The organism is Haemophilus parainfluenzae, assembly GCF_003252755.1.
GTDB classification, from domain to species: Bacteria; Pseudomonadota; Gammaproteobacteria; order Enterobacterales; family Pasteurellaceae; genus Haemophilus_D; species Haemophilus_D parainfluenzae_N.
The window spans coordinates 95,853-117,200 of sequence record NZ_QEPT01000006.1 but is presented as its reverse complement, the minus strand read 5'-3'; the positions used below and the strand labels follow the sequence as shown (position 1 = coordinate 117,200).

Below are 21,348 nucleotides of genomic sequence, written 5' to 3'. Positions count from 1 at the left end.
CGCACTTATAACAATCCACCTTGACCTAATGCTGGGTCAGTTTCACGTGCTTTTAATGCATCTTCAACGGTTAAGCCCAATGCTTTTGCAACACCATCGCCATATGCTGGCTCACACCAGTAGCAGTTACGGATATGACGGTATTTGATGAACTCAGGTGCATCACCCATTGCAGCCGCAGTATTGTTGAATAATGCTTGTTTTTGCTCTGGATTCATTAAGTTAAATAATGCACGCGGTTGGCTGAAGTAGTCGTTATCATCGTTCCGATAATCCCAGTGTGCTGCATCACCATTAATGCGAAGTGGTGGTTCAGCAAAGTCTGGTTGTTGTTGCCATTGGCTGAAGCTGTTTGGCTCGTAGTGCGGTAGGCTGCCATAGTTACCATCTACACGACCTTGTCCATCACGTTGGTTGCTATGAACAGGGCAACGTGGACGGTTTACTGGAATTTGACGATAGTTCACACCTAAACGATAACGTTGCGCATCTGCATAGTTGAATAAACGAGCTTGTAACATTTTATCTGGGCTTGCACCGATACCTGGAACTAAATTGCTTGGTGCAAATGCAGATTGCTCTACGTCAGCAAAGAAGTTTTCAGGATTACGGTTAAGCTCAAACTCTCCTACCTCAATTAACGGATAATCTTTTTTGGGCCACACTTTTGTTAAGTCAAATGGATGATAAGGTACTTTTTCAGCATCTGCTTCAGGCATGATTTGTACATATAATGTCCATTTAGGGAAATCACCACGTTCGATTGCTTCATATAAATCGCGTTGATGACTTTCACGATCATTGGCGATAACAGCCGCAGCTTCTGCATCGGTTAAATTTTTAATACCTTGTTGAGTACGGAAGTGGAATTTCACCCAGAAACGCTCACCAGCCTCATTCCAAAAACTGTAAGTGTGTGAACCAAATCCATGCATATGGCGATAGCTTGCAGGAATACCACGATCACTCATAACAATGGTTACTTGGTGTAATGCTTCAGGTAATAATGTCCAAAAATCCCAGTTGTTAGTAGCTGAACGCATATTGGTACGTGGATCGCGTTTTACTGCTTTGTTTAAATCTGGGAATTTACGAGGATCACGTAAGAAGAATACCGGTGTGTTGTTACCCACTAAGTCCCAGTTACCTTCCTCAGTATAAAATTTTAATGCGAAACCACGAATATCACGTTCAGCATCAGCTGCACCACGTTCACCCGCAACAGTGGTAAAGCGTGCGAACATTTCTGTTTTTTTACCTACTTCGCTGAAAATTTTTGCGCGAGTATATTGAGTAATGTCGTGTATGACAGTAAAGGTACCAAATGCACCGGAGCCTTTAGCGTGCATACGACGCTCAGGAATAACCTCACGTACGAAATCAGCTAATTTTTCATTAAGCCATAAATCTTGAGAAAGTAATGGACCGCGAGGACCGGCAGTTAAACTGTTTTGGTTGTCAGCTACCGGAGCGCCATTGCCCATAGTCAAGTTTGTAGTAGATAAATGCGAAAAAGGGCATTTTAAACTCATAGTTAACTCCTTGTATGAATCAATAGGGGGATAAATTTCGTAAATATCATACAAAAAGGTTTTGACGATTAAAATCTATTAAATTAATCAAGATAATCTATTAGCATGGGGTTGATTTGAGTTTTGTGTAAAATTTAATGAAAGACTGTTGTATTCACTTTAAATTACACAAAAATACTCTTCTAAATGAAACAATTACTTCCATTCATATCTAATAATTGCTTATTAGCTATGAACAAAATTTTTAGTATTTAGCTGCTTGAATTAGAATGTCGATAAGTCAGAAAATAGTAAGAGAGGGCAGAAATAACCACGCAAGCTGCCATTGTATAGAGCATTGGTGCCGCGGTTTCCATTTTAAAGCTTGCTACTAGAGAACCCATCACCGCACCGACACCAAAACGTACACTTCCCATTAATGAATTGGCAGTGCCAGCCATGGTTGGGAATTTCTCTAAAATGGAGGCTGTGGCATTGGACGATATGAGCGGGTTTTGTCCGACAAAAAAGGCTACGCCAATAGCCATTGACCAAAAACCGAAATCAAAAAGTGCGGTTAAAAATAACCAAATTCCTGAAATAAATTGTACCGCAATACCAATTTGTAACATGGTTTCCGCACCTAACTTCAGCACAAACTTCCCATTTAAATAAGACGTGGCTGTCATAATAGCGATATTAATCATAAAGAAATAGCCGAATTGATCGACTGGAATACCATAAATACCGATATAGACAATAGATCCAGCAGTGACGAAAGCAAATAAACCACCAAAACCAAAAGAGGCGGCCGCCATATAACCTAATACTTCTTTTTGTTTTGAAAGCATCATGAAGTTACGGGCAATGATATTTAGGCGAAGTGGAATACGATTTTCTTGTTTATGGGTTTCAGGAATAATGAAAAAGACGAGCAATGCCGCAAGAAATCCCATCGCACCAATCACATAAAAAATCATGTGCCAATGGAAAAATTTCACAATATATCCGCCAATCACAGGTGCAACAAGTGGTGCAATCATAAAGACAAGTGTGATGGTGGACATGATTCGAGACAGTTGATCTTTGCTAAATAAATCTCGTAATAACGCCCCAGAAAGCACAACAGGCGCAGCACCAAAGAAACCTTGAATGAAACGCAGTGCAGTGAAGCTACCAATAGAATGAATGCCGGTTAAAATAATAGCGGTGATCGCACCAATAATGACCCCTAATAAAATAATCGGTTTACGACCAAAGCTATCACCAAAAGGCCCCCAGAATAATTGTCCTGCCGCCATACCGTAAGCAAAAAATGTCAACGTGTGCTGCACTTGCTCGGAGTTGATATTTAAGTCTTCGGCAATATTTAAAAAGGACGGAATATACATATCCACGCCTAAAGGCGGTAGCATTGAGAGGATGCCGAGCGTGGCGATAAAAATAAAAGTAGGTTTAATATTTTGGCTCATATTATTTCACTAAATTATCGATTTCTTCCTGCGTGAGTGGGCGAAATTCGCCTTCTTCTAAGCTTTCATCTAATTCAACGTTGCCGATTCTCCAACGATGTAGCGCAACCACTTTATTACCAAGAGCCGCAAACATTCGTTTCACCTGATGATAGCGCCCTTCAGAGATAGTCAAATTAACGTTGTAATCATCTAATACTTCTAATTTCGCTGGCTTAGTGGGTTCTTTTTCGCCACGTAGCAGAATGCCTTCTTCACAGGCTGAAGCATAATGGTTTTCAACCGGATCGGCTAAAGTGACTAAATAGGTTTTTTCGCATTGATGTTTTGGTGAAGTAATACGATGTGACCATTGACCATCATCCGTTAATAGCACGAGTCCTGTGGTATCCACATCTAATCGACCAGCACTGTGTAACTTGCCAGAAAGAGGCGGTTCAAAGAACTGATAAATGGTTGGGTAGTCACCATCATCGTGAGAGCAAACGTAGCCTTGTGGCTTATGCAACATAAAATATTGGCCTTCTTCTACCCAAGGCAACAATTCATCTTCAAAATAAATTTCATCTTCTGGGCTTACTTTGGTCGCACCATTTTTCACAATTTCACCATTAATTTTGACCGCACTTTGGCGAATGGCTTTGGTGGCTTGTGAACGGGTTAAGTCTGTATTCTCGGCAATAAATTTATCTAGTCGCATCGTAAACTCTTATTTTTGATTGAACCAGCTGACGTAATCAAACTGGTCGTAATATTTTTCGCCATTCCAACCGGAAAAAGTAAATAAATCGCCCACTTCGTCTTCGTTTTCAAAGCCTTTAATATAGAACGCGGATTTTAATTCGGGATATGGTTTGTGGGTAAAGACGACTTTGTTTGGATAAGGCAAGTTATCGAAGGCTTGCAAATCTTCATATTTTGCACCTTTTCCACCATCTTTATCAGTCATCATAATAAATAAGTTATCGAAATCTAAACGCTGTGAGCGCGCATCCCATTTTTCCTTAGCTTCTTGTTCGGAGTGGTAGTGCATAAAGTGCACTTTAAGATCACCTAATAGACCAACTGGGTACGGTTTTTCTGTTTGTATAAATTGAAGTGGTTGTGATTGATAGAATGTGATGTTTTGTAGATATCGAACAAAATCGCTTGGGTCTAAATAAAGGTTAACAAATGGAGAATTAAAAGGTTGATTTAGGTCATGCAAAATAAATGCACCAACACAGTTTGCAGAAATTACTGACATGCCTTGGTTGGTTAACTGTTGTTGAAAGGTTTTGTTAATCGCTTTCCGTTGTAATTTATTGATGGCACTTCTAAATTTAGAAAACAAACTCATTATTTACATCCTGCATGTTTTTTGCGATATAGTAACGTTTTTGCTTATGAATGTGAAGAAAAGACAGAGGTGTGGTCGATTTCACTCATATTTTTGTAATAAATTTGTAAAATTTTTGCGGTATGTCACAAAATTCTCTTAAAAAGAGAGTATAATGGCGCAAATTTTATTTAACCTAAGTGAAAATGGAGTATATTTATATGAGCGAACAATTGCGCCAAGCTGCATTAGATTTTCATGAATTCCCAATTCCAGGAAAAATTGCTGTCACCCCAACCAAATCGTTAGAAACTCAACATGATTTAGCCCTTGCTTATTCTCCAGGTGTTGCAGAGCCTTGTCTCGAAATTGAAAAAGATCCTTCAGCTGCAAGCCGTTATACTGCACGTGCTAATTTAGTGGCTGTGATTTCAAATGGTACTGCTGTATTAGGTTTAGGAAATATTGGGGCACTTGCCTCCAAACCTGTTATGGAAGGGAAAGGGGTATTGTTCAAAAAATTTGCAGGCATCAATGTATTCGACATTGAAATCAATGAACATGATCCAGATAAATTAATCGATATTATCGCTTCATTAGAACCTACTTTTGGTGGGATTAACCTTGAAGATATCAAAGCACCGGAATGTTTCCACATTGAAAAAGCATTGCGTGAACGAATGGGAATTCCGGTATTCCATGATGACCAACATGGTACTGCCATTATCGTCGGTGCAGCAGCATTAAACGGTTTAGAAATTATTGGTAAAAATATTGCAGATGTTCGCTTAGTAGTAAATGGCGCAGGTGCTTCAGCTATTGCTTGTACTAACTTGCTTCGTGCATTAGGTTTCAAAAAAGAAAATATCACCATGTGTGACTCTAAAGGTGTGATTTTCAAAGGCCGTGGCGATAACATGGATGAAACTAAACAATTTTATGCCATTGAAGATAATGGTTGGCGCACATTAGCGGATGCCGTTAAGGGAGCCGATGTGTTCTTAGGTTGTTCTAAAGCGGGTGCGTTAAAACCTGAAATGGTGAAAACCATGGCAGAAAATCCATTAATTCTTGCATTAGCTAACCCTGTGCCTGAAATTACCCCAGATGAAGCTAAAGCCGTACGTCCAGATGCGATTGTTTGTACTGGTCGTTCCGACTATCCAAACCAAGTAAATAACGTGCTTTGTTTCCCATTCTTATTCCGTGGTGCATTAGACGTAGGCGCAACAGCGATTAATGAGGAAATGAAATTAGCAGCTTCTCATGCCATTGCGAGTCTTGCGAAAGAACCGGTTCCATTAGAAATTATTGCTAATTATGGTGCGTTATCATTTGGGCCGGATTATGTAATTCCGACTCCGTTCGATCCTCGTTTATTATTTACAGTGTCTTCTGCGGTAGCGAAAAAAGCAATGGAAACAGGTGTGGCAACCCGTCCAATTACCGATTGGGCAGCTTATGAAAAACAATTAAAAGCATTAGTTGCAGCTTAATCCTTCTCTTTCAAAGTGCGGTCAAAAATGATGATGTTTTTAACCGCACTTTGTGTTTTTTTATCTGTCTATGGAAAAAATGGCACATTAATGTGCTTTAAATTAATCAAGGGGTAGCGATTCCCTTAGGACTTATGAGTGTCAAAATGAAACAAACACGTTCTCCTTTATATCCGATTTTTCTCTTCGTCATCATTAATCTGATTATTTTCACCTTATCTCGTCTTGGGCTTGCGATTTGGCAGGCAGACCGTGTTTCTGCAGTAGAGGGATGGGGACAATTATTTTTGCAAGGCTTGCGTATGGATATCGTAGCCTTGTGCTACTTATTTGGTGTGCCAGCATTATTTACGGTGTTATTTCATCATAGCCGAATTTGGAAAATGATTTTACGCATTTGGCTTACCTTCGGTAGTGTGTTTATTCTATTCATGGAATTGGCTACGCCCGCATTTATCGAAACCTATGATTTCCGTCCAAACCGTCTATTTATCGAATATTTAATTTATCCGAAAGAAGTCTTTTCAATGTTGATGGAAGGGCATTTAACTGCGGTCATTTTTAGCCTTATTTTCACTGTTACGGCTTTCTTCTGTTATTGGAAACTATCTGGTTATGCGGTCAAAGATTTACGCCCAATGAGCTGGAAATTACGCCCTGTAATAGCATTGCTCGTGATTGCAGTTGCTTTTTTAGGTGCGCGTTCGAGTTTCCAACACCGTGGTGTTAACCCTGCAATGGTTGCCTTTTCTTCCGATGGGTTAGTCAATTCTCTCGTGTTGAACTCTGGCTATTCTGTCCTTTATGCGGCACAGCAATTTAAAGATGAAGGAGCATCTTCTGAAGCCTATGGCAAAATGGATACTGATGAAATGTTGCGTATTGTCAAAGCAAGCCGTGGGCGCCCTGAAAGTGATTATATTTCAGAGAAGATTCCAACCTTAACGAAAAACCAAGCGACTTACCAAGGTAAACCGAAAAATATCGTCATTATTTTGGAAGAAAGTTTTGGGGCGCAATTTATCGGTACATTAGGCGGAAAACCACTTTCACCTGAATTTGATAAATTAGCCAAAGAAGGTTGGTTATTTGAAAATCTTTATGCTACGGGGACGCGTTCTGTTCGTGGTATTGAAGCTACCACAGCGGGCTTCACACCCACTCCAGCACGTGCAGTGGTGAAATTGAATAACAGCCAAAGTGGTTTCTTTACCATTGCAGATTTACTTGCTAAACAAGGTTACAATACTTCCTTTATTTATGGCGGTGAAAAGCACTTTGATAACATGGCAAGTTTCTTCTATGGCAATGGTTTCCAAACCATTATCGATCAAAAAGATTACCAAAATCCTAAATTTACTGCGACTTGGGGTGTGAGTGATGAGGATTTATTTGATAAAGCGAACGAAACTTTTACCCAATTACAGAATGAAGGAAAACCATTCTTTAGCTTAGTGTTTAGTTCGAGCAATCACGATCCTTTTGAATTTCCGGATGGTAAAATTGAGCTTTACGAACAACCAAAAGCAACCCGTAATAACAGTGCAAAATATGCGGATTATGCGATTGGTCATTTCTTCAACTTAGCGAAACAATCTAATTATTGGAAAGATACCGTGTTCTTGGTGATTGCCGACCATGATTCTCGTGCAGCTGGGGCAAGCTTGGTGCCAATTAAGCATTTCCATATTCCTGCGTTAATTTTAGGTGATCATGTTGAGCCACGCCGAGACAGTCGTTTAGTGAGTCAAATTGATATGCCGACAACCTTACTTTCTATTGCGGGGGTAAGTGGTAATTATCCGATGATTGGCTTTGATTTAACGCAAGATGTGAATCCGAATCGTGCCTTTATGCAGTTTGATCAAACCCAAGCTTTAATGAAAGGCAATCATGATGTCGTTATCCAAACACCAAATAGTAAAGCAAAAGGCTATGTTTATGATAAGGAAAAAGACACATTAACCGAAAAAGACGTGCCGGAAGAAATGAAAAAAGAAGCGTTGGCACATGCCTTACTTGGCAGCTATTTGTATAAAAACCGTTTATATAAAGGCAGTGAAGAGAAGTAAAGTGCGGTCAGTTTTAGGCTAATTTTAAAGGGCGAATGATTTCGCCCTTTTTCTTTATATGGTTTGTGTTTAGTTATTCTCTGCAATAACACGTGGGAATAAGATATTGTTTTCACGATGAATATGCATCATTAAATCATCTGCAAATTCTTGGATGCCACTATAAAGCGCACGCCATGTATTGCAAGCATCTGTCGGAGGTGTCATATTGTTTGTTAATGATTTCAAAACTTCCAAATGTTCACCATGTTCTGCGTGTTCCATTTCCATCATACGAATCGGCATTTGTGCCATCATATAATTGCCTGCTTTGATCATTGGGAAAAGCACATGCTCTTCTTTCATCATATGGTTGCTCAAATCTTCATAGACATTGCGCAATTCAGCTGCAACACCCATTGGACAATCTTCACGATCGCCATGAACACTTTCTACGCGATCCGCTAACACGATTAATTCTTGAAGTTGCTCACGGTGGCGTTGGTGGTAGCGAACTAAAATATGATCGATAATTTCAGGATAAGTTGCATTAACCCAATATTCTTCAGGGTTTTCTGCTTTACTGTTTTGAAGCTCGGTTAAACGGGTTTCAATTTCTGCTAAATTTAACCCTTTTTCTGCGGCAGCGTTGGAAAGTGTATCTGACCCACCACAGCAGAAATCCAAATCGTATTCACGAAGTAGGGAAGTTGAGCCGGGTACGCTGACAGCGATTTCACTTAATTTTTTATCTCCAAAAGACATAATGAATCTCCTTATTGATGAGGTAGAGTTAGAAGTTGAGTAAAATACTAAGATAATGAAAGAAAAATGCAACGGATTTTTTAGCAAAGTATGATTTAAATCAAAGCTAAAAGTTAAAGTTACCGTGTTGTAGGTAGGTATTGATGCCGTATTAAAGTGAAAGTTGCATTGCTTTGATGAGGTGTTATTATTCGAGCATAGAGAGGGGATAATAATGAAGCGAATCTATCGATTTTTGACTATTGGCTTAGTGTTAGTGGTTTTAGGGGCTGGATATTTTTTTACGAATTTAACGATTTTTGACCGTGTATTAATTCAATTAAATACGTCACAAAAACTGAGTTATATTCCTTTTGAAAACAGCTCAAATATGCAATGCGACAAGGCTAATGATTCGGTGCCTATATTAACCAGTTCTCGTTTTCATTTAATAACTTGGAATGTGCATAAGGGGCAAGATAAGGGATGGCAAGAGGATTTAGAAGGACTCTCTAAACAAGCGGATTTTGTGTTATTGCAAGAGGCGACACAACATCAAAATTTAAGTACATTTTCGACCGCACTTTTTGTGTCCTCTTTTTCTTTTAAAGATCTCTTATCAGGTGTAAAAACATTCACCAACACGCAACCGGAATGGTATTGCGGTGGTGGGGTGGCAGAACCATTAATACAAATTCCCAAAGTGGCAAGTGTGATGAGTTTTCCATTAGAAAAAGGCAATAGTTTGCTACTTATTAACGTGCATTTGATTAATTTTGAATGGGGGATTTCTGCTTATCAAACTCAGTTAGAGCAGCTCTTTTCCTTTATTGAAAATCATCAAGGTCCTATCATCATGTCTGGTGATTTTAATGCGTGGAATGAACATCGCTTGAATTTAGTGAATAATCTGATGCAAAAATATGGCTTAGATTCTGTGGTGCTCTCTCAAGATGAGCGGGTTAGATTTTTAGGTTATCCACTAGATTATATTTTTACGCGAGACGTAAAAGTGGTAAGTGCGACATCAGAAGTGGTTACTTCGTCAGATCATAATCCATTACTGATGGAATTCGAATTGGAATAAAGTGCGGTCAGATTTTGGAAAAATTTAGGGCTAACGTAATGTTAGCCCTATGTATTAATTATTTAGTTTGGTTAATTAAAAATTGCGTTAATAAAGATACTGGACGACCTGTTGCACCTTTATTGGCACCTTGAAGCCAAGCTGTCCCAGCAATATCTAAATGCGCCCAAGTATATTTTTTCGTAAAGTTAGAGAGGAATGCCCCCGCAGTAATTGCACCGCCCCAACGACCGCCAATATTAGCCAAATCGGCAAATGGGGATTTTAATTGCTCTTGATATTCTTCACTTAACGGTAAACGCCAAGCTTTATCAGTAGTTTGTTGTGCGGCTTGTAATAACTGTTCAGCCAAGACATCATCAGTTGAAACTAAGCCACTGTTATGTTGACCTAAAGCCACTACGCAAGCACCTGTTAGGGTTGCGACATCAATCACATATTGCGGTTCAAAACGTTCTACATAGGTGAGCGCATCACAAAGCACTAAACGTCCTTCAGCATCAGTATTTAACACTTCTACGGTTAAACCATTCATCGTGGTGAGAATATCACCTGGACGATAAGCATTCCCATCAGGCAAGTTTTCACAACCCGCTAATACACCGATAACATTGAGTGGTAGATTTAATTCAGCAATGGCTTTCATTGTACCGAATACTGAAGCAGCACCGCACATATCGTATTTCATCTCATCCATATCTGCGGCTGGTTTTAAAGAAATACCGCCCGCATCAAAGGTCAATCCTTTGCCCACTAATACGATAGGTTTCGCATTTTTATCAGGTGCATTGTTGAAATGTAAAATAGACATATAAGCCGGATTTTGCGAACCTCGAGATACGGCTAAATACGCATTCATGCCAAGCTTTGTCATGTCTTCTTCATCAATCACATCGAGGGAAAGTGCGGCTGATGTTTCGGCTAAATTTTTAGCTTGTTCAGCTAAATAAGCCGGTGTACAAATATTAGGTGGCATATTCGCGATATTACGCGCAGCTTTTACACCATTTGCAATGGCTTGCGCTTCTGTGATGGCTTGTTGAGCTTGCGAATCATCGGTATTAAAAACGATTTCTTGAAGTGAGATAGCATCCGCTTTTTTACTTTTAAATTCATCGAATTGATAAAGGCCCTGCTCGATGGTTTCAACAGTAAAACGTACATTCCAAAATAGATCGCGATCTTTAATTCCCACATCCGTTAAATTATTCACCGCTTGTTGAATATTTAATTCTTTTAATGTTTGGGTTACGCGTTGGATGATTTGTTTAAATTGGCGTTCAGTCGTTTCGCCTTTTTTACCACAACCTGCGACTAACACGCGTTTAGTCGCAAGATTAGGTAATGAATGAAGCAGAGTCGCTTGCCCAATTTTGCCTGAAAGATCTTGGCTTTGAGCTAATTGGCTGAGGTAACCTTGTGTGATTTGATCGATTTCATTGAAACTTTTTGTCAATTCATTGTTCTCATAAATGCCGATAATAAGGCAATCGGTTGATTGAGAAAGTGCGGTTGAGTTTGCTTGATATTTCATGTTATTTCCTTATGTTGCTAATTTGCTATTTAAATCAGTCAAAATAAGGTATCATACGCCATCTAATTTAGCCAGTTTCCCGTGTTTTTTAGTTAGAAAAAAAGAATGATATTAACCCGATATTTAACAAAGGAAGTCTTTAAAAGCCAGATTGCGATTTTGTTTATTTTGCTTTTAATTTTCTTCAGCCAACAACTTGTTCGCGTGCTTGGTTCAGCAGCAAATGGTAAAGTGCCTGCCGATCTTGTGTTCTCTTTACTCGGATTAGGGATGCCAACAATGGCGCAATTAATGTTGCCATTATGTTTGTTTATCGCCATTTTGCTAACTTTCGGTCGACTCTATGCAGAAAGTGAGATCACCGTTATGCGAGCCTGCGGTGTGGGTCAACGTATTCTTGTTCGCGTGGCGTTAATTCTTTCTTTACTCACAGCGGGCTTGGCGGCTTACAACGCTTTGTGGCTTTCCCCATGGGCGATTCAAAAACAAGCAACCATTGTTGAAGATGCTAAAGCAAATCCTACCATGGGTGCGTTGACTTCGGGTCAATTCATGTCCACAAGTAACAATAATTTCGTTTTATTCATTGATAAGATTAACGGTAATCAAATCAGTGATGTTTATCTTTTCCAAATGAAAGCCAAAGGGCAAACGAAGCCATCAGTGGTTACCGCTGAAAAAGGTGAGTTAAAAGCGTTACCAAATGGCGATCAAGTGCTAAATTTACAAAATACCTTGCGTGTCGAAGGGACTTCGGTACTTCCTGATTTCCGTATTACACATTTTGATGATTACCAAGCGTATTTAGGTCATCAAGAGACAAATACAGAAAGTGATGAAGCGGCTGAATTATCTTTTGAGCAATTATTGAAAGATAAAAGTCCCGCAGCTAAAGCAGAATTGCATTGGCGTATTACTTTAATTTTAGCGGTGCCTTTAATGGCGCTTATTGCTGTACCAATGAGTAAAGTAAATCCTCGCCAAGGCCGTTTTGCGAAAATCTTACCGGCATTATTGCTTTATTTAATTTACTTCTTATTACAAAGCTCATTTAAATCTGCGGGTGGCGCAGGTAAGCTTGATGCAGGTTTGTTAATGCCGTTGGTAAATATCGCCTTTTTAATTTTAGGAATTGTGCTGAATAGTTGGGATAGCACCGCTATGCATAAATTCCGTCGTGTATTCAGAAAAGGATAATAACAATGTTGATGAATACTCTTGATCGTTATATCGGTAAAAGCATCTTAGGGGCAATTTTTGCTACACTATTTACGTTAGTTGGTCTTTCGGCAATCATCAAATTTGTAGAACAATTCCGCAGTGTAGGGAAAGGTTCTTATGATATTTGGCAAGCGGTGGCTTATACAGGATTAACCATTCCCAAAGATGTGGAAACCTTTTTCCCAATGGCAGCTTTGTTAGGTGCCTTAATTGCTTTAGGTAATTTAGCCAGCCGTAGTGAATTAGTGGTCATGCAATCTGCAGGTTTTTCTCGCTTTAAAATTGGATTAGCCGTCATGAAAACGGCACTTCCACTGGTGCTTTTTACCATGATTATTGGTGAGTGGGGTATTCCACAAACTGAACAGTTTGCCCGTGATATGCGTACTCGTGCACTTTCTGGTGGCTCAATGCTTTCGGTGAAAAATGGTGTATGGGCAAAAGACGGTAATAATTTCGTGTATGTTCGTCGAATTAAAGATGATGCAAAATTAGAAGATATTTACATCTATACCTTTGATGACCAGCGTAACCTCACTCATTTGAAGCATGCAAATCAAGCGCAATATTCTGCTGAAAATAATCAATGGCAGTTGCGCCAAGTGAATAATTCAGCGGTATCAAAAGAGCAAATTACCACGACAAACCGTTTAACAGAAGATTGGGCGACGAGCTTAACGCCAGATAAATTAGGCGCAGTTTCATTACGTCCAACATCATTATCCATTTCCGGTTTGTATGAATATATTGCGTTCTTAAAACAAACAGGACAGGATTCTCGCCGTTTTGAATTAACCTATTGGCGTAAGATTTTACAGCCCGTTTCTGTAGGTGTGATGATGATGCTTGCATTGTCTTTCATCTTCGGTTCATTGCGTAGTGTTACTGCTGGGGCGAGAATCGTAACGGGGATTTGCTTTGGTTTCTTGTTCTATGTCGTCAATGAAATTTTTGGACAAATGAGTGTGGTATTTAATGCACCAGCTTTTTTAGGTGCACTGATGCCAAGCCTCTTGTTTATGGCGATTATTTGGTGGCTACTGGCGAGAAAACGAGATTAATTAACAAACCATTAATGAAAAAGGCGAACTGATAAGGTTCGCCTTTTTTTTTTACTAAAAAAGTGCGGTCAAAATTGACCGCACTTTAGGAGTTTAATCTTCTTTAAATTCTCTCATCATTTCTTCTGCTTTTTTCACCATTTCTGCGGAACCGATGAAAAGTGGTACACGTTGGTGAAGTTCACTTGGTTGAATATCTAAAATTCGATTGTAACCATCAGATGCAATACCCCCCGCTTGTTCTGCTAAGAATGCCATTGGATTGCCTTCATAAAGCAAACGAAGCTTACCATTTGGATAGTTAGTTGCACTTGGATAAATGTAGATACCGCCTTTTAATAAGTTACGGTGGAAGTCTGCCACTAATGAACCAATATAACGTGACGCATAAGGTCGGTTAGTTGCTTTATCTTCTTCTTGGCAGTATTTAATGTATTTTTTTACCCCTTGTGGGAATTTGAGATATTGTCCTTCATTGATGGAATAGATTTTGCCCTCTTTTGGCATCTTCATATTTTCATGAGAAAGACAGAATGTACCGATAGATGGATCATAAGTGAAACCATTTACACCATGACCAGTGGTATAAACCAACATGGTAGACGAACCATATACGATATAACCCGCAGCCACTTGTTTATTACCTGGTTGCATAAAGTCTTCTAAGGTAACAGGTGAGCCAATAGGGGATACACGACGGTAAATAGAGAAAATCGTACCAACAGAAACGTTTACATCAATATTAGATGAACCATCAAGAGGATCGGTCAAAATAATATATTTTGCATTGCGAGCACGTTCAGTATCAAAAGCGATAAAGCTTTCTTCTTCCTCTGAAGCAAAACCCGCTACCTCTTCACGCGACATAAGGGCCGCATTCATGGTGTTATGGGCGAATAAGTCCAATTTCATTTGGCTTTCACCTTGCACGTTTTCAACACCAGACTGGCCAAGGATATTGGTTAAACCCGCTTTGTTGATATCACGATGAATGATTTTTGCTAATAAACGAATAGAAGACAAAATACCACTAAGTTCCCCTTTTGCATTTGGGTACTCCGCTTGGCGTTCAACAATAAATTCACTCAATGTTTTCATGTTTATTCCTTTTTTATAATTGTTAAATAAATAATAGACCCTTTTATTATATGTTATTTAGCACTTTTGATTGAGATCAAAATGTAAAGAATGAGATCTTTGTCACATTTTATTTTTGATACAAAGCCTTGACAAAACGTATATATCCTTTAAAAAAGATATAATAGATAAATAACGTCACAGTAAAGGAATACTGTTATGAAATTTACTCATTTTCCTTTCAAATCAAGTTTACTTGCTTGCAGTATTGCTTTGCTTGCTGCGTGCAATTCAATTACTTATCATCCCACTAAAACGATTGAGAAAATAGATCCACAAAAGGGATATCGTTTAGAAAATGCGATGCAGCAGGCATTACAAAAAGAAAATCTGGTGATTATGACTTTTTCAGGTGGTGGTTCTCGCGCGGCATCTTTAGGTTATGGCGTGTTAGAGCAGTTCCAAAATGTCTCAGTGCGTCCAACAGAGAAAGGTAGCACCTTATTGCAAAATATTGATATTGTGTATGGGGTGTCTGGCGGCTCAGTATTAGCAGCCTATTTTGCTTTAGAAGGACAGGACATTATCCCTAAATTTAATAATTCTTTTTTGAAAAAGAATTTCCAGAAAAAAGTCATCAATGAAGTATTTTCGGTGAGTAATGTGCCTCGGCTTACTTCTCCACAGTTTGGTCGTAGCGATTTGTTGCAGGAACAGCTCAATCTTGCTTTATATAAGGAGAAAAAATTTTCGGATCTTGAGCAACGTAAAGGACCTTTTGCCGTGATTAATGCCACAGATATGACAGCAGGACAGGAAGTTTCTTTTACGCAAGATTTCTTTGATTGGCTTTGTGTAGATTTAAATGATGTCGAAATTGCAAGAGCTGTGGCAGCATCCAGTGCTGTTCCATTAATTTTTTCACCCATTACACAAAATAATCATGGTGGTGCTTGCCAAGCCGAGAGTAAAAAAGAATTATTGACACAGATGAAAGTAGGGAATCGTTTGTGGCTAAACAATTTTGAAACCATGAAAAAACGTACGGCTTCTTATCAAAATAATGAGGAAAAACCTTATTTACATTTGGTTGACGGTGGTTTAACGGATAATTTGGGCTTGGCAAGCTTGTTGGATATGTCGAATTTACTCACTGTCAAAAAATTGTATGCAGAGCTGAAAAATTACAATTTACGCAATATTGTCGTGGTAAACGTCAATGCGCAAAGTGAGCTATCGAGCCATATTGATAAGTCTGCTGATGTGCCAGGAATCAAAGAAGTGGTGAACACGGTGATAAATGTACCGATTGATAAAACAACGGAATCTACCGTGAAATATTCACAAAAATTTGCTGATCAATGGAATGCTTACACTAAACATAAAAAAGGTGCAAAAATTAAAGCTTATTTTGTGAATTTAAGTTTGAAAGATTTGCCTGATGGGCAGTTAAAAAATGATGTGCTTAATATCGGAACATCTTTCTATTTACCCCAATCAGATGTGGACAAATTGCGTGAAGCGGCCAAGATTTTATTGGAACAATCGAAAGAATATCATAAGGCACTGAAAGCATTACAATAGCCCAATAATTAAAGTGTGGTTAAAAATTATGGGTCTTCGGAATATATAGTGGAATTACTTTCTTAATAGTTTAAAAACAACTGGTGTTTAAATCGGATTTTCTGGTGGGATGTTAGGATAATCAATAGTATTATATAAAAGTATCAATCACATACGAGTGATACTTTGGGAAAAAAATAAAATAGTCCAATTTACTTGACCGTGTACTATAGTACATGGTTTATAATATTCAGGGGGTGAAATAAGATGATTTATCGCATTAGTGAGTTTGCAGATAAATGTGGAGTTAATAAAGAAACGATCAGATATTACGAGCGAAAAAATTTATTACAAGAACCTCACCGAACGGAAGCTGGTTATCGGATATATTCATATGATGACGTTAAGCGTGTTGGGTTTATTAAACGAATACAGGAACTTGGTTTCTCTTTAAGCGAGATTTATAAATTACTTGGTGTTGTAGATAAAGATGAAGTTCGTTGTCAAGATATGTTCGAATTTGTTTCTAAAAAACAAAAGGAAGTGCAAAAACAAATAGAGGATTTAAAACGAATTGAAACTATGTTAGACGACTTAAAACAACGATGTCCAGCTGAAAAGCAATTACATTCGTGTCCAATAATAGAAACATTAACATGAGAGATTAATTAACGAAAGGAGCTTTTTTATGAATAAATTTAAGGTAAACATTTCAGGAATGACCTGTACGGGTTGTGAAAAACACGTAGAATCAGCACTTGAAAAGATAGGTGCTAAAAATATTGAGTCTAGTTATCGTCGTGGTGAAGCAGTATTTGAACTGCCCGATGATATTGAGGTTGAAAGTGCAATAAAGGCGATTGCTGACGCAAATTATCACCCGGGCGAAGCAGAAGAAATACAAGTGCAATCGGAAAAAAGGACAGATGTAAGTTTAAATGATGAAGGTAACTATGATTATGATTACATCATCATCGGTTCTGGTGGAGCTGCCTTTTCATCTGCCATTGAAGCCGTTACTTTGAACGCAAAAGTGGCTATGATTGAGCGTGGAACGGTGGGTGGAACTTGCGTTAATGTCGGATGCGTTCCTTCTAAGACCTTATTAAGAGCAGGGGAAATCAATCATCTAGCAAAAAATAATCCATTTGTGGGATTACACACTTCGGCTTCAAATGTTGATTTAGCGCCATTAGTAAAACAAAAGAATGATTTAGTAACCGAGATGCGAAATGAAAAATATGTGAATTTAATTGATGATTATGGTTTTGAATTAATAAAAGGTGAAGCAAAATTCGTAAATGAAAATACAGTTGAAGTAAATGGCAATCAAATCACAGCCAAAAGATTTTTAATAGCTACAGGTGCTTCTTCAACTGCACCTAATATTCCCGGATTAGATGAAGTAGATTATTTAACAAGCACTAGCTTATTGGAATTAAAGAAGGTTCCAAATCGTCTTACCGTAATTGGTTCAGGATATATCGGCATGGAATTAGGACAACTATTTCATAACCTCGGGTCAGAAGTCACTTTGATTCAAAGAAGCGAGCGTCTATTAAAAGAATACGATCCTGAAATTTCAGAAGCCATTACTAAGGCCTTAACAGAACAGGGAATTAATTTAGTAACAGGTGCAACCTATGAACGAGTTGAGCAAGATGGAGACATTAAAAAAGTTCATGTTGAGATAAATGGTAAAAAGCGAATTATTGAAGCAGAACAATTGCTAATTGCCACTGGAAGAAAACCAAATACAGAATCATTAAACTTACATGCAGCAGGCGTTGAAGTTGGTTCCCGTGGTGAAATTGTCATTGATGATTATCTTAAAACGACCAATTCCCGAATTTATTCAGCTGGAGATGTCACTCTCGGTCCCCAATTTGTTTATGTAGCTGCTTATGAAGGTGGACTTGCTGCTCGTAATGCAATCGGAGGACTAAATCAAAAGGTCAATTTAGAAGTGGTTCCAGGCGTTACGTTTACTTCTCCATCGATTGCAACGGTTGGTTTAACGGAGCAACAGGCAAAAGAAAAAGGATATGAAGTGAAAACATCGGTATTGCCGTTGGATGCTGTTCCAAGAGCGCTCGTTAATCGGGAAACAACAGGTGTTTTCAAATTAGTGGCAGACGCGAAAACATTGAAAGTGTTAGGGGCGCATGTAGTGGCAGAAAACGCAGGAGACGTAATTTATGCAGCAACATTAGCTGTGAAATTCGGTTTAACTGTTGGAGATCTGAGAGAAACGATGGCTCCATATCTAACAATGGCAGAAGGATTGAAGCTGGCTGTCCTAACTTTTGATAAAGATGTTTCGAAATTATCTTGCTGTGCAGGCTAAGGGAACTTTTTTACAACTCCCTATTCAAGTGAACCAGCTAATGCTTTAAGGGATTTTCTAAGTGCATTTGTGGTCACAAAAATAATTTAACACTGATGATTTCGACATCAAATCTATAATTGATACCTTAACACCGCAGAGTAATAAAGGATGAATAATATGTCAGACTTATTATCCCTACCAGACATTAAAACAATAGAACCGCCACAATAAAATGAAACCGATATGATGTTTAAAGTTGAAGCAGTCGGACCACCTGAACGTTGTCCTGAATGTGGTTTTGACAAGTTGTACAAACACAGTTCAAGAAATCAACTAATTATGGATTTGCCCATTCGTTTAAAGCGAGTGGGCTTACAATTGAACCGTAGACGATACAAGTGTCGTGAATGCGGATCTACCTTCTGGGAACGCCTAATATCTGTAGATGAAAAGCGTAGTATGACCAAAAGGCTTTTAAAGTCCATTCAAGAGCAATCCATGTCTAAGACCTTTGTAGAAGTCGCAGAAAGCGTTGGTGTTGACGAGAAAACCATTAGGAACGTTTTTAAGGACTATGTGGCACTCAAAGAACGTGAATACCAGTTTGAAACTCCTAAGTGGCTTGGGATAGACGAGATACATATTATCCGTAGACCTCGGCTTGTATTGACTAATATTGAACGCAGGACTATTTATGACATCAAGCCTAACCGTAACAAGGAAACAGTCATCCAACGTCTTTCAGAAATCAGTGACAGGACTTACATTGAGTACGTCACAATGGATATGTGGAAGCCCTACAAAGACGCAGTGAACACTATCCTTCCACACGCTAAAGTTGTCGTAGATAAGTTTCATGTAGTTAGAATGGCTAATCAAGCCTTAGATAACGTCAGAAAGTCTTTGAAAGCCCATATGAGCCAAAAAGAAAGACGTACCCTTATGCGTGAAAGGTTTATCCTTCTAAAGCGTAAACACGATCTAAATGAACGTGAATCATTCCTCTTAGATACTTGGTTAGGTAATCTTCCTGCTTTAAAAGAAGCCTATGAACTCAAAGAAGAGTTTTACTGGATATGGGATACTCCTGATCCAGATGAAGGTCATCTTCGTTATAGTCAATGGAGACACCGTTGTATGTCCAGCAACTCTAAAGACGCATATAAAGACCTCGTGAGAGCCGTAGACAACTGGCATGTTGAAATATTCAACTACTTTGATAAAAGGCTCACTAATGCTTATACGGAGTCAATTAACAGCATTATTAGGCAGGTAGAGCGAATGGGTAGAGGTTACTCGTTTGATGCCTTACGAGCCAAAATCCTTTTCAATGAGAAGCTCCATAAAAAGCGTAAGCCACGATTTAATTCAAGTGCTTTCAATAAAGCTATGTTATACGATACTTTCAATTGGTATGAAGTGAATGATCACGACATTACAGACAACTTAGGTGTCGATTTTTCCACACTTATTAAGAATTTGGAGAAGGGTGATTTATAAGCCCTTTTCCACCATAAAATCCGAATACCCAAAATTATCAGGAATATTAACCGCACTTTTCTTTTTAAATTTTATATCAATTCCATTCATATAAAATCACAATAAAATTCACATCCATCTAGACGTCTAAATATTTAATGAAGACGTTAATTTTGTTACACTCAGTCCATCATTAAGATGAATTAAATATAGGAAAGCAAAATGAGTAAACTTTTTCCCAATGCCACTATTCGTACTTCCGCACCATATCGTTTTGATATTGTTGGCAGTTTTTTACGTCCAGAGAAGTTAAAACAGGCTCGTCATCAATGCAGCTGTGGTGATATTTCTTGTGCTGATTTAACGCAAGTTGAAGATGCAGAAATTGCTAAATTAGTTGAGCATCAAAAAAATGTCGGATTGCATGCAGTGACCGACGGCGAATTTCGTCGTACTTTTTGGCATTTAGATTTCTTAGCCGCATTAGATGGCGTGAAAGAAGTGGATGCTGAAAAATTCTCAGTGCAATTTAAACACGATAATGTCCGCCCGAAAACATTAAAAATTGTGGATAAGATCGGTTTTTCAGAGATCCATCCTTTCGTTGAACATTACCGCTCATTGCAAAAAATGGCAGGGGAGACTGAAGTTAAATTAACCATTCCTTCTCCGTCTATGCTTCATTTAATTTGTACAGTCCGTGCTACAGATTATCAGCCAATTGAACGTTATAAAGATAACAATCAGTTGTTATTAGATGATATTGCTGATGCTTATATTGATGCGATGAATATCTTCTATAAATTAGGTTGCCGCAATTTACAGCTGGATGATACAAGTTGGGGCGAATTCTGCGCAGAAGATAAACGTAAGACCTATACTGAACGTGGTTTAGATTTAGATCAAATCGCCAAAGATTATGTGTATATGTTAAACAAAATCGTGGCAGCAAAACCGGCTGATTTAGCGATTACAATGCATATTTGTCGTGGTAACTTCCGTTCAACTTGGTTCTCTGCAGGTGGTTATGAGCCTATCGCAGAAACCTTATTTGGCCACTGTAATGTGGATGGTTTCTTCTTAGAATATGACAGTGATCGTGCAGGCGATTTCAAACCTTTACGCTTTATTAAAAATCAACAAGTGGTGTTAGGATTAATTACCTCTAAATCGGGCGAGTTAGAAAACCGTGATGAAATTATTGCCCGCATTAAAGAAGCAGCGCAATATGTGGATATCAATCAACTTTGCTTAAGCCCACAATGTGGTTTTGCTTCAACAGAAGAAGGCAACATTCTGACTGAAGAACAACAATGGAAGAAACTCGAATTTATTCGTAGTATTGTGGAAGAAGTTTGGGGTAAATAATCTAGCTTAGAATGTAAAAGAGATAATCGTAAAGGTG

Annotated in this window: 17 protein-coding genes; 10 read left to right on the top strand and 7 right to left on the bottom strand. The window is 38.5% G+C overall.

Features of this window, described 5'->3' with window-relative positions; translation table 11 throughout:
- Window positions 1-5: 5 nt before the first annotated feature.
- From DPV95_RS08310 to DPV95_RS08295, 4 genes are all read right to left on the bottom strand, one after another.
- Window positions 6-1,532, bottom strand: coding sequence for a catalase (locus DPV95_RS08310; RefSeq protein ID WP_065242665.1), 1,527 nt, complete (start codon window positions 1,530-1,532; stop codon window positions 6-8).
- A 251-nt stretch (window positions 1,533-1,783) separates the two neighbouring features.
- Entirely contained in the window at window positions 1,784-2,983 is a 1,200-nt protein-coding gene (locus tag DPV95_RS08305) for a Bcr/CflA family multidrug efflux MFS transporter (RefSeq protein WP_111406926.1), read from the bottom strand.
- Window position 2,984: 1 nt separating this feature from the next.
- The gene (gene rsuA / locus DPV95_RS08300; protein WP_111406925.1) at window positions 2,985-3,683 is read right to left on the bottom strand and encodes a 16S rRNA pseudouridine(516) synthase RsuA; all 699 of its coding nucleotides are present in this window, start codon (window positions 3,681-3,683) and stop codon (window positions 2,985-2,987) included.
- Between the two features lie 9 nt (window positions 3,684-3,692).
- Entirely contained in the window at window positions 3,693-4,322 is a 630-nt protein-coding gene (locus tag DPV95_RS08295; RefSeq protein WP_049367717.1) for a DUF1919 domain-containing protein, read from the bottom strand.
- A 200-nt stretch (window positions 4,323-4,522) separates the two neighbouring features.
- Between DPV95_RS08295 and DPV95_RS08290 the strand changes: the two genes are divergently transcribed.
- Together DPV95_RS08290 and DPV95_RS08285 are read left to right on the top strand one after the other, a co-directional pair.
- On the top strand, window positions 4,523-5,797 hold the full coding sequence (locus DPV95_RS08290; RefSeq protein ID WP_049370485.1) for a malic enzyme-like NAD(P)-binding protein: 1,275 nt from the start codon (window positions 4,523-4,525) through the stop codon (window positions 5,795-5,797).
- 146 nt (window positions 5,798-5,943) lie between these two features.
- Complete coding sequence (locus DPV95_RS08285) at window positions 5,944-7,869, top strand: LTA synthase family protein (RefSeq protein ID WP_165818934.1); 1,926 nt, start codon at window positions 5,944-5,946, stop codon at window positions 7,867-7,869.
- A gap of 69 nt (window positions 7,870-7,938) precedes the next feature.
- Here the strand turns inward: DPV95_RS08285 and ytfE are convergent, their stop codons facing one another.
- Window positions 7,939-8,613, bottom strand: a complete 675-nt coding sequence (gene ytfE / locus DPV95_RS08280; protein ID WP_111406923.1) for an iron-sulfur cluster repair protein YtfE — start codon at window positions 8,611-8,613, stop codon at window positions 7,939-7,941.
- Between the two features lie 214 nt (window positions 8,614-8,827).
- Between ytfE and DPV95_RS08275 the strand changes: the two genes are divergently transcribed.
- Window positions 8,828-9,679, top strand: coding sequence for an endonuclease/exonuclease/phosphatase family protein (locus DPV95_RS08275; RefSeq protein ID WP_111406922.1), 852 nt, complete (start codon window positions 8,828-8,830; stop codon window positions 9,677-9,679).
- 58 nt (window positions 9,680-9,737) lie between these two features.
- Here the strand turns inward: DPV95_RS08275 and DPV95_RS08270 are convergent, their stop codons facing one another.
- Window positions 9,738-11,213 (bottom strand): leucyl aminopeptidase, encoded by a 1,476-nt coding sequence (locus tag DPV95_RS08270; RefSeq protein WP_111406921.1) that lies wholly within the window; start codon window positions 11,211-11,213, stop codon window positions 9,738-9,740.
- Between the two features lie 105 nt (window positions 11,214-11,318).
- On the opposite strand from DPV95_RS08270, the gene lptF reads away from it, so the two are divergent.
- A complete protein-coding gene (gene lptF / locus DPV95_RS08265; protein WP_111406920.1) occupies window positions 11,319-12,410 on the top strand; it encodes an LPS export ABC transporter permease LptF in 1,092 nt (363 codons plus the stop codon).
- Between the two features lie 11 nt (window positions 12,411-12,421).
- Complete coding sequence (lptG, locus tag DPV95_RS08260; protein ID WP_207974267.1) at window positions 12,422-13,495, top strand: LPS export ABC transporter permease LptG; 1,074 nt, start codon at window positions 12,422-12,424, stop codon at window positions 13,493-13,495.
- A gap of 93 nt (window positions 13,496-13,588) precedes the next feature.
- Here the strand turns inward: lptG and fbp are convergent, their stop codons facing one another.
- Window positions 13,589-14,593, bottom strand: coding sequence for a class 1 fructose-bisphosphatase (gene fbp, locus DPV95_RS08255; protein WP_065243994.1), 1,005 nt, complete (start codon window positions 14,591-14,593; stop codon window positions 13,589-13,591).
- A gap of 198 nt (window positions 14,594-14,791) precedes the next feature.
- Between fbp and DPV95_RS08250 the strand changes: the two genes are divergently transcribed.
- From DPV95_RS08250 to DPV95_RS08230, 5 genes are all read left to right on the top strand, one after another.
- Window positions 14,792-16,156 (top strand): patatin-like phospholipase family protein, encoded by a 1,365-nt coding sequence (locus DPV95_RS08250; RefSeq protein WP_111406919.1) that lies wholly within the window; start codon window positions 14,792-14,794, stop codon window positions 16,154-16,156.
- A 246-nt stretch (window positions 16,157-16,402) separates the two neighbouring features.
- Window positions 16,403-16,795: a mercury resistance transcriptional regulator MerR gene (gene merR / locus DPV95_RS08245; RefSeq protein WP_007526597.1), complete on the top strand. Its 393-nt coding sequence runs from the start codon at window positions 16,403-16,405 to the stop codon at window positions 16,793-16,795.
- Window positions 16,796-16,823: 28 nt separating this feature from the next.
- Window positions 16,824-18,482 (top strand): mercury(II) reductase, encoded by a 1,659-nt coding sequence (merA, locus tag DPV95_RS08240; protein ID WP_049384183.1) that lies wholly within the window; start codon window positions 16,824-16,826, stop codon window positions 18,480-18,482.
- Between the two features lie 225 nt (window positions 18,483-18,707).
- Complete coding sequence (locus tag DPV95_RS08235) at window positions 18,708-19,964, top strand: ISL3 family transposase (protein ID WP_232088510.1); 1,257 nt, start codon at window positions 18,708-18,710, stop codon at window positions 19,962-19,964.
- A gap of 201 nt (window positions 19,965-20,165) precedes the next feature.
- The gene (locus tag DPV95_RS08230) at window positions 20,166-21,311 is read left to right on the top strand and encodes a 5-methyltetrahydropteroyltriglutamate--homocysteine S-methyltransferase (protein WP_049367017.1); all 1,146 of its coding nucleotides are present in this window, start codon (window positions 20,166-20,168) and stop codon (window positions 21,309-21,311) included.
- The last annotated feature ends 37 nt before the right edge of the window (window positions 21,312-21,348 follow it).

Bases quoted from the DNA above. Each gene is read 5' to 3' on its own strand.
- DPV95_RS08310 (WP_065242665.1), bottom strand. From the start codon at position 1,532: ATGAGTTTAAAATGCCCTTTTTCGCATTTATCTACTACAAACTTGACT.
- DPV95_RS08305 (WP_111406926.1), bottom strand. From the start codon at position 2,983: ATGAGCCAAAATATTAAACCTACTTTTATTTTTATCGCCACGCTCGGC.
- rsuA (WP_111406925.1), bottom strand. From the start codon at position 3,683: ATGCGACTAGATAAATTTATTGCCGAGAATACAGACTTAACCCGTTCA.
- DPV95_RS08295 (WP_049367717.1), bottom strand. From the start codon at position 4,322: ATGAGTTTGTTTTCTAAATTTAGAAGTGCCATCAATAAATTACAACGG.
- DPV95_RS08290 (WP_049370485.1), top strand. From the start codon at position 4,523: ATGAGCGAACAATTGCGCCAAGCTGCATTAGATTTTCATGAATTCCCA.
- DPV95_RS08285 (WP_165818934.1), top strand. From the start codon at position 5,944: ATGAAACAAACACGTTCTCCTTTATATCCGATTTTTCTCTTCGTCATC.
- ytfE (WP_111406923.1), bottom strand. From the start codon at position 8,613: ATGTCTTTTGGAGATAAAAAATTAAGTGAAATCGCTGTCAGCGTACCC.
- DPV95_RS08275 (WP_111406922.1), top strand. From the start codon at position 8,828: ATGAAGCGAATCTATCGATTTTTGACTATTGGCTTAGTGTTAGTGGTT.
- DPV95_RS08270 (WP_111406921.1), bottom strand. From the start codon at position 11,213: ATGAAATATCAAGCAAACTCAACCGCACTTTCTCAATCAACCGATTGC.
- lptF (WP_111406920.1), top strand. From the start codon at position 11,319: ATGATATTAACCCGATATTTAACAAAGGAAGTCTTTAAAAGCCAGATT.
- lptG (WP_207974267.1), top strand. From the start codon at position 12,422: ATGAATACTCTTGATCGTTATATCGGTAAAAGCATCTTAGGGGCAATT.
- fbp (WP_065243994.1), bottom strand. From the start codon at position 14,593: ATGAAAACATTGAGTGAATTTATTGTTGAACGCCAAGCGGAGTACCCA.
- DPV95_RS08250 (WP_111406919.1), top strand. From the start codon at position 14,792: ATGAAATTTACTCATTTTCCTTTCAAATCAAGTTTACTTGCTTGCAGT.
- merR (WP_007526597.1), top strand. From the start codon at position 16,403: ATGATTTATCGCATTAGTGAGTTTGCAGATAAATGTGGAGTTAATAAA.
- merA (WP_049384183.1), top strand. From the start codon at position 16,824: ATGAATAAATTTAAGGTAAACATTTCAGGAATGACCTGTACGGGTTGT.
- DPV95_RS08235 (WP_232088510.1), top strand. From the start codon at position 18,708: ATGATGTTTAAAGTTGAAGCAGTCGGACCACCTGAACGTTGTCCTGAA.
- DPV95_RS08230 (WP_049367017.1), top strand. From the start codon at position 20,166: ATGAGTAAACTTTTTCCCAATGCCACTATTCGTACTTCCGCACCATAT.